The organism is Bulleidia extructa W1219, assembly GCF_000177375.1.
Lineage (GTDB): Bacteria > Bacillota_I > Bacilli_A > Erysipelotrichales > Erysipelotrichaceae > Bulleidia > Bulleidia extructa.
In genome coordinates this window covers 134,761-153,289 of sequence record NZ_ADFR01000009.1, presented here as the reverse complement: position 1 = coordinate 153,289, position 18,529 = coordinate 134,761, and the positions used below count along the sequence as shown (strand labels likewise).

The window sequence follows — 18,529 nt, the reverse complement described above, 5'->3', positions numbered from 1 at the left end:
TATTACAGAAGGAGTCGTAAATATGGAAGAAATAATATTTAATAAAGATGAAATGGAAAATTATGGAATAGAGATAACTTCTGTAAGTTCTTTTATTGATAAAGTAAACACGTTAAAAGATGATTTGTACGGGAGCAGTGAGGAATTATTTTTTAGGGGTCAAAAAACTGATTTCTGGGATGTTATTCCAAGTATTTTTAGAGGTGATTTTTTAAGTGTAGAACATACATTAATGCAAGTGCCTCTATTAAAAGCACCATATGAATTTATTTCTATAAATAATGATTTTGAAATCATGACAAAATACCAACATTATGGAATGTGCACAAGATTGTTGGATTTAACTACGAATCCGTTAGTAGCCTTATACTTTGCTTGTGAAGAATATGGTGAAGTATGTTATAAAGGAATTGAAGATGAAGAGGATACTAAGATAGAAGAAGCTAACGGCGTAATATTTTTTAATAAGAAATACTCTGTATCTACAAATGAAATAAATATAAAAGTTATATCCTCTTTATCTCAGATAGATTTATCAAATGATAATACGCTTGAATCTATCTTGAGAAAACTTACAGAACGGCAAGCTATTTCAAAAGAGTTAGAAGAAAGATGGAAATCAAAAGAACATTACGAAGAATTTATAAATATTATTCAGAATAATTATATTGTTACCCCGCCATACAACAATGAAAGATTATCAAGACAATGCGGAATGTTTTTATTGGCAGGATGTTTTAATTTTGTTTATACCGAGTCTATTAGTGAGTCCAGTATAGAAAAAGGATATAAAGATTTACGAGATGAATTTGATAGAAAGTTTTTCTATATTTCTGGGGAGAACAAGAGGACAATATTAGAGGAATTAGATACTTATAATATAAATGAGGCAACTTTATTTCCTGAATTAGAGCATCAATTGAGTTATATAAAAAATAAAAAGAATGCTAAAACAAAGGCTTCATCAGAATTTATAAAATTTGATCCTAATGATATAAAACAACAAATAATAAAAACAGATATTGAAATAAGCGGCAATATAATAAAAAATGAGAGTTTCAAAGATACTGTCATTAAAGATTTAAGCGAAAAATATCATTTCGATATGCAAAAAATATGGGAATTTGTGGAAGAATGGGTTTCAATAATTGATTGGAATAGACAAGAGTCTGTAATAAGTAGATTTAGGGTGAGCGTTCAAAAAGTATTACTGAAAAATGGATTCGATAAAGAACATGCAAAGAATGAATCTGAGTACATCAGTGATAAAATTATAAAGATAGCAACTGAATTATCGGAGAGGAGTGAAAGATAGTGTCGAAATTTTTCGTAGAAGCAGATTATGAAAACTCAATAATTGAATTATTTCAGAACGATTTAGGATACGAGTATGCATACGGTCCAGATATTGAAAGAGACTTTTATAGCCCATTATATGAAGACGTTCTGATTGATTCTCTATACCGTTTGAATAGAAGTTTACCAGATGATGCCATTCAAGACGCCTTATTCAAACTTAAAAATTTTGAAAACAGTGAGCTTGTGCAGAAAAACGCCATATTTATGGACTATCTGCAAAATGGTATTCCTGTAAGATTTTTTGTAGATGGTGAGGAACATTCCTCTATAGTTTATCTTGTTGACTATAAAAATCTCGAAAATAACTCCTTTATCGTTGCTAATCAATGGACATTTATCGAAAATATTAACCAGCGCCCAGATGTCATTCTATTTTTGAACGGTCTGCCTGTTGTATTGATTGAGTTGAAATCTCCTTCTCGTGAAGAAACGGATGCCTCCGAAGCATACAGGCAGCTCCGTAACTATATGCAAGAAATTCCATCTATGTTTATTTATAACGCTATTTGTGTTATGAGCGATCAGTTGACATCTAAAGCGGGGACTATCACCTCTGGAGAAGACCGCTTTATGGAGTGGAAAACAAAGGGTGGAAACTACGAAAATACACAGTATGCTCAGTTTGACACTTTCTTTGAGGGAATGTTTCAAAAAGAAAGACTACTTGATATTATCAAGAACTTTATTTGCTTTTCAAATGAGGGGATTAACACATTTAAAATTCTTGCTGGATACCACCAATATTTTGCAGTAAGAAAAGCGATTGAATCTACAAAGCACGCTACCATTACTGACGGTAAAGGCGGTGTGTTTTGGCATACTCAAGGAAGTGGTAAATCACTTTCGATGGTGTTCTATGCTCATTTATTGCAGGAAGCATTAGATAGTCCTACTATCGTTGTGCTTACCGACAGAAATGACCTTGATGACCAGCTTTATAGTCAGTTTGCCAAGTGTAAGGACTTTCTAAGACAAGAACCGTTACAAGCAGAAAGTAGAGAAAATCTAAGAACTTTGCTTGCTGGCAGACAGGCAAACGGCATAATCTTTACTACTATGCAGAAATTCGAGGAGTCTAATGAGCCTTTGTCTGAACGCCACAATATTGTAGTTATGGCTGATGAAGCACACAGAGGACAATACGGACTGAAAGAAATCGTAGATCCAAAAACTGGTAAAGTAAAAATCGGAACAGCTCGTGTTATCAGAAACACATTACCCAACGCTACATATATTGGATTTACAGGAACACCTATTTCTTCAAAGGACCGTAGCACTCGTGAAGTATTCGGCGACTATATCGATATTTACGATATGACACAAGCGGTTGAAGATGGTGCAACACGTCCGGTTTATTATGAAAGTCGTGTCATTACGTTAAACCTTGATGAAACCACCTTGAAATTAATTGATGCAGAGTATGATTTGATGGCTTTTAATGCTGATGAGGAAGTTATTGAAAAGAGCAAGAGAGAGCTTGGTCAGATGGAAGTAGTGCTTGGGAATGATAACACTATAAATTCCCTTGTCTGTGACATTCTTGACCACTATGAAAATAACAGAGAAAACCTGCTTACAGGTAAGGCGATGATTGTTGCATATTCTCGTCCTATTGCTATGAAGATTTACAAAAGAATATTAGATCTTCGTCCGGGTTGGATTGAAAAAGTAGGTGTTGTTATGACTTCTGGCAACAGTGACCCGGAAGAATGGAGACAGATTATCGGTAATAAACACCATAAGAATGAGCTTGCAAAGAAATTCAAGGATAACAACAGTGCTATGAAGATTGCGATTGTTGTGGATATGTGGCTGACAGGGTTTGACGTTCCGTCTCTTGCCACTATGTATGTATATAAACCTATGTCCGGACACAATCTTATGCAAGCAATTGCTCGTGTAAACCGTGTGTTCCGCGATAAAGAAGGCGGGCTTGTTGTCGACTATGTTGGAATTGCCACTGCATTGAAGCAGGCAATGAATGACTATACTGCTCGTGATAAAAAGAATTATGGTGATACTGATGTTGCAAAGGTTGCATACCCGAAGTTTTTGGAGAAATTATCAGTTTGCCGTGATAAGTTTTATGGATATGATTATACAAAGTTTATTAATGGTACAGATCTTGAGAGAGCAAAGACTATCAGCGGTGCTGTCAACTTCATTATTGGCAGAGAAAAAGTTGATGATAAGGATTCTTTTGTAAAGGAAGCCCTTATGCTTCATCAAGCTCTTTCCCTTTGTTCTTCTTTAGTTGATGAAGATAGTAGATTTGAGGCAGCATTCTTTGAGGCTGTTAGAGTTCTTGTTCTAAGACTGACCAATACCGGCGTTGGAAAAAAGATTTCTTTACCGGAAATGAATGCAAGAATAAATGAACTTTTGAAACAGAGTATTAAAAGTGATGGCGTAATAAATTTATTTTCAGACATCAAAGAGGAGTTTTCTCTGTTTAACCCCAAATCCCTTCAAGAAGTTGCAAATATGAAAGAGAAGAATCTTGCAGTTGAGCTATTGAAAAAATTGATTTCAGAACAGGTTTTTGTTTATCGCAGAACAAATATTGTAAAATCTGAAAAGTTCAGCGAGATTATGCAGCGTTCTCTTAACGCTTATCTTAACGGTATGCTTACTAATGAGGAAGTTATAGAAGAAATGTTAAAGTTGGCAAAACAGATTGCAGCAGCACATCAAGAGGGAGATAAATTAGGACTAACTGCTGATGAGCTTGCTTTTTACGACGCCTTAACAAAACCACAGGCAATCAAGGACTTTTATGAAAATGAAGAGCTGATTTCAATAACAAAAGAATTAGCGGATACTCTACGTAAGAATAAGTCGATTGATTGGCAGAAGCGTGAGTCAGCAAGAGCTAAAATGCGTATGATGATTAAAAAACTCTTGAAAAAACATAAATATCCGCCTGAAGGAATGGATGATGCCGTTCAGACTGTTATGACACAGTGTGAGCTTTGGACAGATAATTATAACTTTGAGGAAGATAGAAATGTTTATTCATATATAAATTATGCGGAGAAAACTCTGCCGTTGGTTGCAGAAGATATAGGAAAATATGATTAATTAGTTTAAGCTTCATAGACTGGTGTGTTGAGAGAGGATAAGTTATGGCAAAAGGGATAATATATTTAATGACTACAGTTGTTTCTGGACTTATCAAGATTGGTAAGACGGGAAATGACCAATTTGAAAATAGAATGAGATTTTTAGAAAGCAATGGATATGCCAATATCACAGGTTTAAAAAGGGAGTTTGCTATAGAAGTAGATGGATATGATGAGAAAGAAAAACTAATTCATGACATCTTTAGTAAAAGTAGAATTGTCGGTACTGAACTATTTGCATTAGATATAGAGGTGGCAAAATCCTTATTATCTTCTTTAGATGGCAAACAAATTTATCCTAAAGATAAAAGTAAAAAAGAAGTATTCAAAGAATCTACAGAAGAAATAAAACTTAAAACTGAGGGTGGATTTGTTCCGGATGGAGAGTATGTATTAAATCGTAACATAAAAGGTTTTGGAAAAGTGAAAGGGAAAGCTATAGTTAAAGATGGAGTCTTTACAGTGTTGAAAGGAAGTTTTTGTGGTAATACTGGCAAAGGTTATGTACCTTCTATTAGAAGAAATGCGAAGATAAAAGATAATATATTACAAGAAGATATTGTATGCATGAATCCATCAAGTGCCGGGTGGATAGTTATTGGTAAATCTAATAATGGATGGATAGAATGGAAAGACTTAAAAGGGAATTCTATTGAAAAATATAGAGATAACGAAGAGTAGTTATACACAAGTTAACTATTATAAAATATAACAAAAGGAAAGTTTATGCCAAATTTAAAAGCAAAAGAATATAGGCAATTTGAAGATATTAAGTACATCAGAAAAGATGGAAGTGAGTATTGGAGTGCAAGAGAACTTGCTGCTGTACTTGATTATTCTCAGTGGAGAAACTTTCAGAAGGTCATTGATAGAGCAATGATTGCCTGTGAGAGCAGTGGACACGAGGTAACATACGATTTTGCTGAGGTCAGCAAAATCGTGGAAGCAGGTGCTACAAGTAAGTCTATAAAAGATTATGAGCTTACGAGATATGCTTGCTATTTGATTGTGCAAAACGGAGATCCGAGAAAAGAGGTTATTGCACTTGGACAAACCTATTTTGCTATACAAACATATCGCCAAGAAATAGCAGATCATTTTAATCAGCTTGATGAAGATAGAAGAAGGCTTGTTGTTCGTGGAGATATTAAACAATGGAATCAACTTTTGGTAGAAACAGCACATGATGCAGGAGTTATCACAAACGAAGAATTTGCTATATTTCAGAATGCAGGATATATGGGATTGTATGGTGGGTTAGATGTAGAAGATATACATGACAGAAAAGGCTTAACTGCAAGACAAAAAATTTTGGATTATATGGGAAGTACCGAATTGATTGCTAATTTATTCAGAATATCGCAAACGGAAGAAAAACTGAGGAAAGATAAAGTTGAAGGTGTAGAAGCAGCCACAAAAGTTCATTATTCAGTAGGAAAAGAAGTGAGAAGTGCTATTGAAAAAATAGGTGGTACTATGCCGGAAGATTTGCCTGTTCCGGAGAAAAGTATACAGCAGATAGAAAAAGAACAAATGAAGCGTCTAAAGGATAAAGCCAAAAAAGGTAAATTGATGTTGGATGAATGATGCTTGCTATCAGAAGAACACTAATGTTGTAGTATCACCACTGATACTGTTTTGATACTAAAAAGTTGAAAAAACAGGTTCAAAAAGGAGTTATTGAATTTAGGTAAATTGTTTCTTGAAGTTTTTTATCATTTTAGTGGGAGACTTTTGTGGGAATGTAAGTGATAAATTCTAATTTATGGAGAAAGTTAGAATGTATATTGAAAACAAATATTGGAAAAACTACATTGGAGATACTGATGATAGTCTTAATCTTGTTGCTTTTTCAAAAGATCAAGGTAGTAATGAAATAGCTTTTTCCGAAATACCAAAAAAATTAGGACTTCATTAACAAGGAAAAAACTTTAAAATAACTATTAGTCTTCTAGGATTCACTAATTCTATAGGAATTGATGTTGATTTTCATTGCTTATGACATCTATAGAATCTCTATTTATTTAAGAAAAAAGATTTGTATATGAGATAATTTGAATGATAAATTAGTAGAGGGATAATAGTATGGATATTATAAAAAGCTTGTTTTATGGAATTGATACTGAATATTATATAAAATTGAAAGAACTTAGTTCTGAAATATTAAAATTTAAGAGAATTGATGAAAAAGATGTAGCAAGAGATTTTTATTATAGGAAACTTCGTTTTCCTATAATAAAAAGAGCTCACCAAGCCGTTGTATATCATTGACTGTTGCATTGATGCCTACACGGGAAGACGTAAGAGTCACCTTATAGTTGTTCTGCGCATCGATGGCAGAGTAACGGTATTTGTCATAACGACAAGAACGATAGTTTCCACATCCATTACAAGCTCCAAGTGATTTATCCCTGCGTGTATATTTGAAAGGAACATAATCTATACAATCCAAAGTACAATTACGCTCATGTTTACAATATCTGTAGTTGGAACACTCTAGAGGCAGATGGCACTTGTATACAAGGAAACGATGTAATTTGATTTCTTTTCCTATAGTAGGTTTATCTTTTCCCAGAGTGGCAGCGATGGCTTTTTTGCTGTAACCATTATAGATGCTGGTTTCAATGATCTGGCGATCTGAAAAAGACATATGCAGATTCTTCGTTGACATGATGTTTTCCTCCTTTTGAAACACGAAGGATCAGCACATATATTGAACCTGAAATGCAAGAGTAAGTTCAACCGGAATCTAATGAATGACTAAATTCAATTTTCACACCATTGAAGTGAAATTTAACTTTTTACTTGAGACATAAATTAGCTGGATAAGTTTTCATTATAAAACAGGTTGGAAAAAATCAAAAAAGGGATAAAATGAAAGGGCGTATGGTTAGATTTTTTACTTGTGTTTCACAAGTGTTGATTTCAATGTGAGATAGATAGGTCTTTCAATAAACCTTTGAAATGTATACTGTAAGTTCAGTATGCTAATAACCTAATGAGTAACCATACGTCTTTTAAATTGATATGAGTGATTATAGAAAAGCGAGAGAAGAAGTAGCTAAATTGATGGGCATTGAGCTAAAAAAGTTGACTTATGTATTATATAAAGAAAAATAAAAAATTTATATAAGACTTTTGAGATTCCTAAAAAAAATGGAGATTTTAGAATAATACACGCTCCAAAAGATAATTTAAAATGGATTCAAAGAAAATTAAATAATAAGTTATTTGAGATTCATTTAGATTATTTAGAAGATAACAATATAAAATCTATTATTTCTCATGGGTTTGAAAAAGGTAAAAGTATAATAACAAATGCTTCGGTACATAAGCATAAGAAATATCTACTAAACATAGATATTGCGGATTTTTTCCCATCTTTCCATTTTGGCAGAGTTCGAGGTTATTTTCATAAAAGTAAAGAATTTAATTTTTCGAAAGAAGTTTCTACAATAATTGCACAATTGACATGTTATAAAGGAAAATTACCTCAAGGAGCACCAACTTCTCCTATAATTTCAAATTTCATTTTTAATATTGTAGATTTGCGTATTTTAAAATTGGCAAAAAATTATAAGTTGGATTACACAAGGTATGCTGACGATATGAGTTTTTCAACTAATAACAAGGCATTTAAAAAGGATTATCTTGCTTTTATACAAGAGTTGAAAGAACTTCTTGAAAAGAGTGGATTTGAGATCAATCAAAATAAAACTAGATTGGAATACTACTCCTCAAGACAGGAAGTAACTGGATTAACTGTGAATGATAAGATAAATGCTAGTCGAACTTTTATAAATAACACTAGGGCTATGGCTAATCAACTATATAAAACAAATAGTTTTCAAATAAATGGGAAAGACGGAACTATAAATCAATTGGAAGGACGGTTGTCCTTTATGAATCAATTAGATTTTTCAAACAATAAATTAGGATGTAGAATAACAAAGAAAAAAGCAAATAGGAAGTTTTTTTCTGGTTTAAATGTCAGAGAAAAGCAATATCAGTATTTTTTATTTTACAAGTATTTTTTTAGACCGGCTAAACCAACGATTGTAACAGAAGGAAAAACAGATGTTTTGCATATAAAGTCTGCTTTAATGAAATATTATGATAGATATCCAAAACTTATTACTAAGACTTCTGATGGAAAATATGAGTTTAAGGTATACTTTCTAAATAAAACAAGAAGATTAGATTATTTCTTAGGTGTTTCGAGTGATGGCGCTGATACAATGAAAAATATTTGGAATTTTTATACTGGGAAGAATAATTGTGCTAATATATTTGAATATATAAATAACAAGAACCAAAACGAGTCTTTAGACAAAGCCAATCCTGTGATTCTATTATTTGATAACGAGCAAAAAAGCGACAGACCATTAAAGAATTTTTTAAAATATTTAGATATTAAACTGGATGATGGGCAAATTTCTAAGCAGTTGAGAGCTAACTTGTTCTTGCAAACAATTCCACTTATGAAAGGTTTAGAAGAGTGTGAAGTTGAAGATTTATATCGAGATGAAGTTTTAAGTGTAACTATTCATGGAAAAAATTTCTGTAGAAGTGCGGAAGATGATTCTGAAAAATATTTTGGAAAACATATATTTTCGATGTATATTAAAGAACACTACAATAGAATTGATTTTAGTAATTTTTTAGAGATTTTAGATTCGATAAATAACTTATGTTAAACCTATTACAAGAGTAGAAAAAATTGAAAATTATCTATGATTTAGAGAAAAATACAGTCACTCTCTTTAGTATTACTTCTGATACTGTTTTGATATTAAAAATATCGAAAACTATAAAAATTAGATGTAAAAATTTCTGGTTGTAGAAACTTAATAGATACTGATAATATATAAAAAACAAATATGCTATGGTAATTATTGAGTTTGAGTAGTTAAAACACTACCTAAAACCATTGACATTATTGATTATTCTCGGGTTTCGAGTGGTTAGCTGAAGTATTTTTGAAGTGCTTTTTCATAAGAAAAAAAGTGGTAAGCCACTTTTAAGAGAAAATAATTAAGCCAACAGAGTGTAAATTTTGCTGGCTTTTTTGCTATGCTTTCTATCTTTTCTCATTAACTGCATACCCTTGAACCATATATTCCTTTAAGATAGCTGTAGCCCATTTTCTAAAAGCAATACCTATTTGATATTTAACTTGATAGCTAACGGATATAATCATATCGAGGTTGTAGTAATCTACTTTATAGGTTTTACCATCAAAAGCAGTTGTCGCAAAATTTGCGACAACTGAAGTATCTAATTCTTCTTTTTTAAGTGCATCATTAATGTGTTTTCCTATAGTTTTTATATCATGATCAAACAAAGTGGCGAACTGATTTTTATTTAACCAAACAGTTTCTTTATCTGGTGTAACTTTTATAGGAAGATCCAATTTACCATTTTTATAAAAAATAACATCATTATTCATAAAAATTAATACCTCCTATTTTAATAATTTATCAGCTTTTAATATAAACGAATTGATAATTGCTTTTTAGATTGTTCATCTTTTGTAGCATCATATTTAGATGCAAATTCTTGATGAAGTACTTTAATATCATCAAGTAAAGTTGAATCCTTATACAATGTACCATGTCTGATTCTTCCATAGATTCGATTGTAGTAGGTTGTGAATATCTGATATAAACGATTTTCCGATTGTTTTTTCTTATATGATTTCTTATTTTGAGTAAAATTGATGAATTAAATAGAGATTGTAATTGATAAGAAATAGAAATTAAAAACCTTGGTGGGCGTTTCGCTCCTCGAAAAAAAAGAATATGATGAAGTTGTATCAGCTGGTAGGTATTTATAGATGATCAGAAGAAAAACATAACATAAAGAAATATAATAAAGAAGAGGTCAATATGAAGAAGATAAATGTGTTAGGAATCAGCTTACTGATGATGGTTAGTCTGTTAAGTGCTTGTGGAGATAAAAAGACCACGATCTCCTATGAAATCAAAGGAAATCAAGTCGGGGATATTTCTATCAATGGAAAGTACACGGATACTGAAACTAAAGTGGTGCAGGAAGAAGTTAGTGGAAAAGAGGTTATTTCTCACTATCGACTAATCACCAAGCAAACAAAAGACACACAAGATCAAATTAAGGATCCGGAATATAAAGTCACTTTGTCAGTGGATAAAGATGGGAAAGTGACCTCTGTTCAAGTCAATGATAAGGAAGTTAAGGATAAAACTTTAGAAAATGGATCTTCTTTTGAAGTGTCTTTAACGAAAGATAAAGAGAGCTATCATTTAGAAACTAAGATCGGACAGAAGAAAGAAGAAAAAGAAGCTTTAGAAAAAGCAAAGAAAGCGATTGAAATATTAGAAAAAGAAAAGACCAGAAACAATGTGAATGCGGCCTGGAATGCTTGGAAGAAGCTTTCTGAATTGAATCAGAAATATAAAAAAGAGGTAGCGGATAAAATTAAAGTCATCTATGAAGCTTTATTAGAAGCAGATGCGGAAAAAGGCATGAAAAATGCAGAAAAGAATCAAACACAAGCCAATGTGGATACAGCCATAGCGTTGATTAAGAAATTACCGGCTAAGAAACAAGCACTTTATAAAGAAAGATTGGAGACTGTAAAGAAAGCTATTTCTTCAAAGGGAGAAAGTAAGACTTCTTCGGCTATTGTCACTCGAAACAAGGTTTCCATAAAAAAGAACATTTCATCCTCTTCCAAAGGAAAGTAGGAAAGTCCAGAGGTTCAAAGGGTGGATCAAATAACACAGCAACAATGATGGGATAATGGGGAAAGAAGAGTGAGAACACTTTCCCTTTTGTTTCATTAAGACATGATCGAATTTGATTCACACATGATAAAAAAGCCTGATGGTAAGATGAAAGTCTTTAGATTATATGGGGAACACTGAACCAATCCATAAGCTATTTAAAATTTTATAAAATATTTTTTAAAATATAATACAAAATTTAATGGTATATTTAATGATATATATATATATATATATATATGGTATACTCTGCGTATGAGATTTTCTTATAAATGAAGGTCTAACATTTCTAAAATAGAAATATCAAATTTAAACGTTCAAAGAGGGAGAGGAAAATTTAATGGGGAAAAGAATAGTATTTCAAAAAGTAACAGCTTTTTTCTTGGCTTTTATGATGTTTTTAGGAGCTGTTTTTCCAAATAGCATTGTTCTGGCAAATGAAGAACGGGCTAAAGTAACAAACAAAGAATCGGAGGCGAAACCCGTTTCAGCTACGGAAAAACCAAAAGCGTCGCCTTCACTCAAACAGTTGTCAAAGAGATCGCCATCTTCCAGTACAGGAATGCCGATGGGAAATGGTAAGATCGTGGTCTACGATGACAGCCATAAGATTAAGGATACTTCAAACGGAACCGGAGCATCACTGAACACCTATAACTTGGCAACCATGACAAATACACTTTTTACCATCAATTACACCCCTTTCTTTCGTGTAAAAGCGGATGGCAGCAATGAATTCGGTGACCAGAAAATTGTGGTGGACATACCATCCTATGGATTCAAACTATCTAATCCGGGAAGTGAAGGAGTACAGTTTAAAAAAATCACCATGCTGGATGCGAATGGTAAAGTGATTCCATTAGATGCCGTTTCACAAAAAAATTACGATAAAGTTGTGAAAATTATATATGACATCAACGATAACTTCCTTGGATCTTTAGGCAGTGGTTCAAGTCTGGTTTTTAATATTTCTTTCAATAGACGCAGTTTGACAAATGAAGAATGTGAAAAGTGGTTGAATGAAGGAAAACTTGAAACAAAACTGAATGTGACAGTCTGCGAAGGAGATAAAAACGAGCCGATTAACAGTGTAGGGAATCCGTCTAACTATAAGTGGCGTCTGTCTCCAGTTAATTATCAGGATACCAAAACAAATGTAATCGGAAATCGTCACTTAAATGCCAGCAAAATGGGTAAGATAACAAATTTGGCCATGGTCGATTTTCATGATACTAATCCTATGAGTGGACCATTTACAGGCAATAAGGATTATTATTACTATAAGCAAGGAACCATACATGATGGAGATACTCCTTTAATGAAACTGAAGCATATTAAGCTTTTTGTTCCAAAAACGAACAGTGCCGATGGAAATTTTGTTTTACAAAAATTAAGAACCAGAGATGGACTATATGATGATGATCTTTCTCCGTATTTTACCATCAGTGAGATGAAAAATGATGGTGATGGTAAGGGTAACTATTATATCCTGACTCCTAAAAAGCCTATTTATAATAATGGAAGTGATTATAAATGGAATAAAACTTTTTCACACGGATTTTCACCTATATGGCAGGTCGCAGATGGAGTGGAAGATATCGGATCTGATACTTTATATAAAGCAACGACACCAGAAGTTGTTTTTGAAACTCCAAATGGAAAAGATGGCAAAAAAGAAGTAGTTGTCAGTGATCATGATCAAGGCGTCAAGATTAAAACCTTGAAAGGGCAAATGGTAGACGGATACGATATTCATTCTTTTTCAGGACCTGGTTATCAACTCTATAAGAATAGTTCCGGAAATTTCTATACAGCTAATGCCGTATCGCCCGATGCCCATTACACAGAAGTAGGCTATGCTTGTTTAAGCAATGATTACTATATTTTAAAGGACTCTAATGGAGAATGGAATGAATATTTTCCAAAGAATAAAACAGGAGCAACGGTTGAAACGTATGAATTTCCAAAAGAAATCCAGCCAACTGCCTGGAAGGGTACAGCACAAATATGGGATCGCTCAGCCTATAAAGTAGCCAAGGTGGTTTATACAACGGAAGATGGTCATCAACATACGGTAGAAGTGAATTCTTTTGTTCATTTGGCGGATGGAGGTCATCATTTTCCTACTGTGAAATTTGATACTTCCAAAGGAAGAGTCACTAAAGTTGAGGTATATTGGGAACATTTAAATAATGATACATTTAATGCTAGTACCTATTATGCCGGAAACTATAATGCTACCACTCATCGACGTTCACATGCCCAAAGTAAGTTTGATTATTATGTGACACCTACTGCTTCAGGACACTTGCAGGTGAAGTATTCTGCAAAATCAACTGATGTAAATGCGGATGGGAATGATAATTTCGATGATGAGTCTGCCGAGGCAGTGAAAAATCCGGCAAATAATCTGAGCGGTAAAGCGAAAGATGATTTCTTTTGGGTAACCGTAAAACCGAAAAAATGCACACCGGTACAGGCGGAAAGTACAGAAGAGAGATTAAAAGAAAATATTCTATATCCAAATCAAGCAGAAAACGGTACTTTTTATGATAGTTGGAGACTATTCTTTGATTATGGAACGAGGAAAGAATTTTCTCCTATCTCCAAAAATCCGAAGATTGATCTAGAAATAGGAACTTTAAATCTGAAAGGATTGGATACGAAAGCTGAAAAAACGGGACTTATGACCGGAAAATTTACAGCTATGAAAGCTTTAAGCGGCTGGAAAATCATCTATAAAACAGCTAATAATGCAACCGGAGCTGAAAGCTCGGAAAAGGTATATCACATTGGCAATATTACCGATGGCACAAAAATTGATCTTGGTATTGATAGAAATGTGGAACATTTGTCAAAACTTAGGTTGACTTATGAGGGAACATACAATATTGAACCATTTGCGGATAAAGAAACCGGGAAAGCCATCTTATTTTCCAAGATTGAATATGAACTTAGAAATACCGACTTTAAGGGAAAACCGCTCACGATCGAAAAGGAGAAAGGAACTTGGTACAATGTTCCTAATTTCTTCGTCCAAAATTTAGAAGGTAAATACTATAACGATCATTGTAGTGATCCTAATCATATTCATGATTCAAATAAGGGACAGCCTTTTGGTGGTCGAACATGGAATTACAAACTATTACCACAACGCTATGGCCTTTTGACAAGAACCTATATTGTCACAAATAAGACAGCCAATAACATGATTGAACATGCGGGAAATGATACCATCAATTCCATTTCACAATCCGGAACCAGTATGCAAAAGGTGACCTTCCGTACAAAAGCTTATGCCTATGCGATGAATTCCGATATGCCTGAAGCAGGAAAAATGCCTTATGGAATCCCTGAATCTGCTTATGTGGAAATCAAAGATAAACAATTTTCTGCCGATGTCGATAAGTGTAAGTTTTTAGGTTATGATAATGCGTCCGGTAATGTGGAAATCAAACAGGTGACAGATGCTGATGGTAAAGTATGGATCAAGATGTCACTAACGGATGCGGGTAGACAGGCTATTAATAAAAAAATCCGTGAGATCACTACCTATGGGCAATACTCATACTATGATTGGTATAATGATAAGGCTCTTAAGTTCATGGAAGATCAGGTAGTCGTTGCACTCAAGAGTTTTAGATATACCAGTGTGACAGCTCCGGGAGAAAATGAACATTATCCATATGGAATGGTTTATTACGATATGAGCCAACTGGAGAGTAAGCTGGATGGTAGTAAAAAAGAATATTATAGCTATGCGAAAATTGAAGGAGATTTATTTCAGCTTTCTCAAAATGCGGCGAAGGTACTTAAAGCCACTAAAGAAAAGAAACTGTTTGGAATTGATTTGAGTAAAGTACAGGTCACAGTCTTGAAAAATGCAGCGGTAGGTTCCAATATGTTCCCTGGGAAATATGAAGATATTGTTTATGGTACAGCTGGAAGTAAGTTTCCTACACAAAAATTCTATCCAGATGAAAGAGAACATTTGCGTGGCGATTTCTTTGTACAAACTCCGGATTCAGAGGGGCTTAAGGAATATAAAGCCATTATTAAAATTCCTAAGAAGAATCAATCAGTGTCTTATACTCATCAAAGTGCAACGGTTCAAACACCGAAGACTGAGTTTGATATGTATTTGACAGGTGAAGCGGTTGTAACAGGAGATAGTCGTCCTGGTAAACAGGACTTCAGTTATAGCATAGATGGTGGGAATACATTCTTATCAGCAGCTAACATAACAGATTGGTCAAAAGTAACACACGTTAAACTGGATTTGGGCGAATTACCTAAGGGTAGTCAGGTCAATATTAAGTTACCGCTTAAAACTGATGGAAAAACGACAACCAATGAACTGAACGCATATATAGGTGGAACTTTTGAAACGACTGACTATACAGGATATAAGGCAAATGGCTATATCAATCCTGCAAAGTATATCTATGGAAATTTTTCTATTATTTCATCAGATGTATGGTGGGATAGAAATGAAAATGGAAAGCTTGATGATGGTGAAAAGAAAGCAAGTGGTATCAAATTGGAATTATATTCACCAAATCGAGATATAACCATTCATAATAAGGTCATTCCGGCCAATACTTTGATTCATAGTACAACGACGGATGGTAATGGAAAATATGAATTAAAGAGTTATATGCTTGATGAAGGTCAATGGATAAAAGTCACGATGCCAAATGGTGATACTAAACTGACCTTAAAAGCAAGTGATTCAGATATACTGAAATCTAAAAATTCTGATTTTGACAGAATAAGTTATGAAACATCGAAATTACCTCAATTGGTAAGAGACAAACCATTGGATTCTATCGGTTGTGGACTGATTCGACTTCCTAAGATAAAAACGGAAACAGTGAAGATGCATGTCGGAGAAGAAACAGGAGAAGCGGCTGCTAAAGCTGTTGTGACAAGTGATCATCCAACGGAGAAACCGGTATTAAAGTATTTGGAGCTGAATAATGCTGTGGCTGATATTGAGGCTAGTGGTAAGGTAAAGAGTAAGACGACAGGTAAAATGACCGGTGAAGTGATCGCGACCAATACATTAGCAAACAGTAGTCAGGCCATTCCGGAAGATACGGTAAAAGCGAAGTATGATGTGATTGTTTATGGAAAGATCATTTACAATAAGAATCATGCTGATGTGACAGGGCAAGTACCGAAAGATCATCATGAGTACTATCCATCTGTTAAAGCTGATGGAAATGATGCCGATACGGATAAAGTCACTGTTTTAGATGCAGGTACGATGAAGAGACCTGGATACCTCTTTAAAGGATGGAACACACAAGCAGATGGTAAGGGTACCATGTATACCAAAGGAGATACCTTTAAAACAGGAAATCTGAATAAAGATGTAGAACTATATGCCATTTGGTCTTTGATTTGGACACCGATGGAAATTCCTACAAGAGATCTTCATGTCACCAAAACTTGGGAATTGCTGAATGGAACGGCAGCACCGGTGAATGAAATAACGGTGGAACTATGGAAAGATGGTGTTCCAACTGGTCAAAAGCTTGTTTTAAAAGAAGAGAATCATTGGACAGGAACTTTTGAAAAACTGCCTGTATCAGCAACCTTGGGTGGTGAAAATCATAAGTACACCGTGAAAGAAGTTGGGGAAAGCGGATCAGCTATACAGTTAGCCGGTAAGTGGTATGGAGTTCGTTATGGCGGTACTATGAAAGATGGTCTGACAGTTACCAATCAAGAGAAAAAAACATGGACACCGATGGAACCTCCAATAAGAGAAGTTAAGACCACTAAAGTTTGGAAGGATCATAATGGAAATACTATGGTTCCACCAACGGATAGAGTTGTTGTGGAACTCTATAAGAATGGTATCCGTACGGGCAAAAAGGCAGAATTAACTGCCGGTAACCATTGGACAGCGACATTTAAAAATCTTGAAGTAGCAAATGGTCTTGGAAGTATTAATTACTATCAATATACGGTGAGAGAAGTTGGAGAAAACAACAACGCTATTGTGATGAATGGAGAGAAGTATAAAGTCACCTATGAAGGAAGTATGAAACATGGCTTTACGATTACGAATGCAAAAGTAACACCGACGACACCTCCTATATCGAAACCGCGAGTACCAAATACAGGAGATAGAAGTCATATATCTCTATACGTTTGGTTGATGGTGACATCGGGAACATTACTGGTATTTATCGGGTATAGACGTAGAAGGTATGCAGAGTAGAAAAAGAACAAAAAACTTCTTTCTATCTATTTCTTCAATGGTTTAATGCGTATATTAGATGATTCAAGCCATGAGTGATGAATAGATGAAATAAAAGACAATTCCAAGGAGGTTTTCTCTAAGGGATTGTCTTTTTTATAAGGATATATCCAAGTCGTTTTGTGCAGGTGTCATATATGGTAAACCATTATGGTTACCAACTGTTTTTCGATTATTTTTTAATTATTCAATTGAATGTGAACAACGAGAGTCCTTTTCCATCGATCAGCAAAATACATCAATAGTCGTGTAGATAGTTTCAATTGATTTCCCAGTTTCAAAGCCTCCGTATAGAATCCTGATACATTGACTAGGTGAACAGAACATTTTTTACAAAAACTTTGAGGATCATCTAAACTAAAATACATCAGAGCATCGGTGTTTCCTGTTTTTTTGACATAGCGATTGGCATAGACTAATCCTTGATGATTAGTGGCATCAAAAATCAGTTCTCCCTTTGGAAAGGAAATTTTTAATTGACGTATGAAAGAAACGATTTTGTCTTCTTGGAAATACTGAAGCACACCGGATAAAACTAATAAAGTGGGTTGTTCTCGTTGTATTGATTGCGTCCATTGGAGAGTGAACATATCTTCTGCGATTAAGTGTTCATTGATACCACATCCCAACAGATCTTGGCGAATTTGGATGACTTCCGGTAAATCCACTTGGTAGAAAGAAGCGGTGGTGTTTGATAATCTAGAGTAAGCAGTTTCTAGCCCGGCTCCCAAGAAAACAACATTCCCGTTTGGAAAAGAGGATAAGAAATGGCGTATTTTATGATCCAAGACATATTGACGGCAAGCACTGGCCATACAAACGTATTCATTAGATTGTTTTTGAATCATAGAATTTGGAATGGATGATTCCAGCGACAGTGCTTTCGTATCATAGAAAAAAGATGGAAAGTGCTTAGAAACATAAATACGAGCGTATAGAGGAATATAAAGCGTATCCATGACACCAATTAATTTTTGAGCAGTAGGCATAAAAATGATCCTTTCTTACAATTT

Annotated in this window: 11 protein-coding genes; 8 read left to right on the top strand and 3 right to left on the bottom strand. The window is 34.1% G+C overall.

The window, feature by feature from the left end:
- The 5 genes from HMPREF9013_RS07395 to HMPREF9013_RS07495 form a co-directional block, all read left to right on the top strand.
- Positions 1 to 1,315 (top strand): FRG domain-containing protein (locus HMPREF9013_RS07395; protein ID WP_232209571.1); only part of this gene is annotated, 1,315 nt, incomplete at its 5' end.
- The gene (locus HMPREF9013_RS05235) at positions 1,315 to 4,440 is read left to right on the top strand and encodes a type I restriction endonuclease subunit R (protein ID WP_006627339.1); all 3,126 of its coding nucleotides are present in this window, start codon (positions 1,315 to 1,317) and stop codon (positions 4,438 to 4,440) included. The genes HMPREF9013_RS07395 and HMPREF9013_RS05235, both read left to right, overlap by 1 nt.
- 44 nt (positions 4,441 to 4,484) lie before the next feature.
- On the top strand, positions 4,485 to 5,162 hold the full coding sequence (locus HMPREF9013_RS05230; RefSeq protein WP_006627338.1) for a GIY-YIG nuclease family protein: 678 nt from the start codon (positions 4,485 to 4,487) through the stop codon (positions 5,160 to 5,162).
- Between the two features lie 45 nt (positions 5,163 to 5,207).
- Positions 5,208 to 6,068, top strand: coding sequence for a DNA damage-inducible protein D (gene dinD, locus HMPREF9013_RS05225; protein ID WP_006627337.1), 861 nt, complete (start codon positions 5,208 to 5,210; stop codon positions 6,066 to 6,068).
- 193 nt (positions 6,069 to 6,261) lie between these two features.
- Entirely contained in the window at positions 6,262 to 6,399 is a 138-nt protein-coding gene (locus HMPREF9013_RS07495) for an imm68 putative immunity domain-containing protein (protein WP_006627336.1), read from the top strand.
- Positions 6,400 to 6,711: 312 nt separating this feature from the next.
- Here the strand turns inward: HMPREF9013_RS07495 and HMPREF9013_RS07390 are convergent, their stop codons facing one another.
- On the bottom strand, positions 6,712 to 7,152 hold the full coding sequence (locus HMPREF9013_RS07390; RefSeq protein ID WP_232209570.1) for a helix-turn-helix domain-containing protein: 441 nt from the start codon (positions 7,150 to 7,152) through the stop codon (positions 6,712 to 6,714).
- A 445-nt stretch (positions 7,153 to 7,597) separates the two neighbouring features.
- Between HMPREF9013_RS07390 and HMPREF9013_RS05210 the strand changes: the two genes are divergently transcribed.
- On the top strand, positions 7,598 to 9,178 hold the full coding sequence (locus tag HMPREF9013_RS05210) for a retron Ec67 family RNA-directed DNA polymerase/endonuclease (protein WP_198002136.1): 1,581 nt from the start codon (positions 7,598 to 7,600) through the stop codon (positions 9,176 to 9,178).
- A 383-nt stretch (positions 9,179 to 9,561) separates the two neighbouring features.
- Here HMPREF9013_RS05210 and rhuM read toward each other — a convergent pair whose 3' ends face one another.
- The gene (rhuM, locus tag HMPREF9013_RS05205; protein ID WP_006627333.1) at positions 9,562 to 9,930 is read right to left on the bottom strand and encodes a RhuM family protein; all 369 of its coding nucleotides are present in this window, start codon (positions 9,928 to 9,930) and stop codon (positions 9,562 to 9,564) included.
- 439 nt (positions 9,931 to 10,369) lie between these two features.
- Here rhuM and HMPREF9013_RS05200 point away from each other — a divergent pair, with 439 nt between their 5' ends.
- Together HMPREF9013_RS05200 and HMPREF9013_RS07585 are read left to right on the top strand one after the other, a co-directional pair.
- Positions 10,370 to 11,206, top strand: coding sequence for a hypothetical protein (locus tag HMPREF9013_RS05200; protein WP_006627332.1), 837 nt, complete (start codon positions 10,370 to 10,372; stop codon positions 11,204 to 11,206).
- A gap of 379 nt (positions 11,207 to 11,585) precedes the next feature.
- The gene (locus HMPREF9013_RS07585) at positions 11,586 to 17,477 is read left to right on the top strand and encodes a Cna B-type domain-containing protein (RefSeq protein ID WP_006627331.1); all 5,892 of its coding nucleotides are present in this window, start codon (positions 11,586 to 11,588) and stop codon (positions 17,475 to 17,477) included.
- A 218-nt stretch (positions 17,478 to 17,695) separates the two neighbouring features.
- Here HMPREF9013_RS07585 and HMPREF9013_RS05190 read toward each other — a convergent pair whose 3' ends face one another.
- Complete coding sequence (locus HMPREF9013_RS05190) at positions 17,696 to 18,505, bottom strand: class I SAM-dependent methyltransferase (RefSeq protein WP_006627330.1); 810 nt, start codon at positions 18,503 to 18,505, stop codon at positions 17,696 to 17,698.
- Positions 18,506 to 18,529 lie beyond the last annotated feature (24 nt).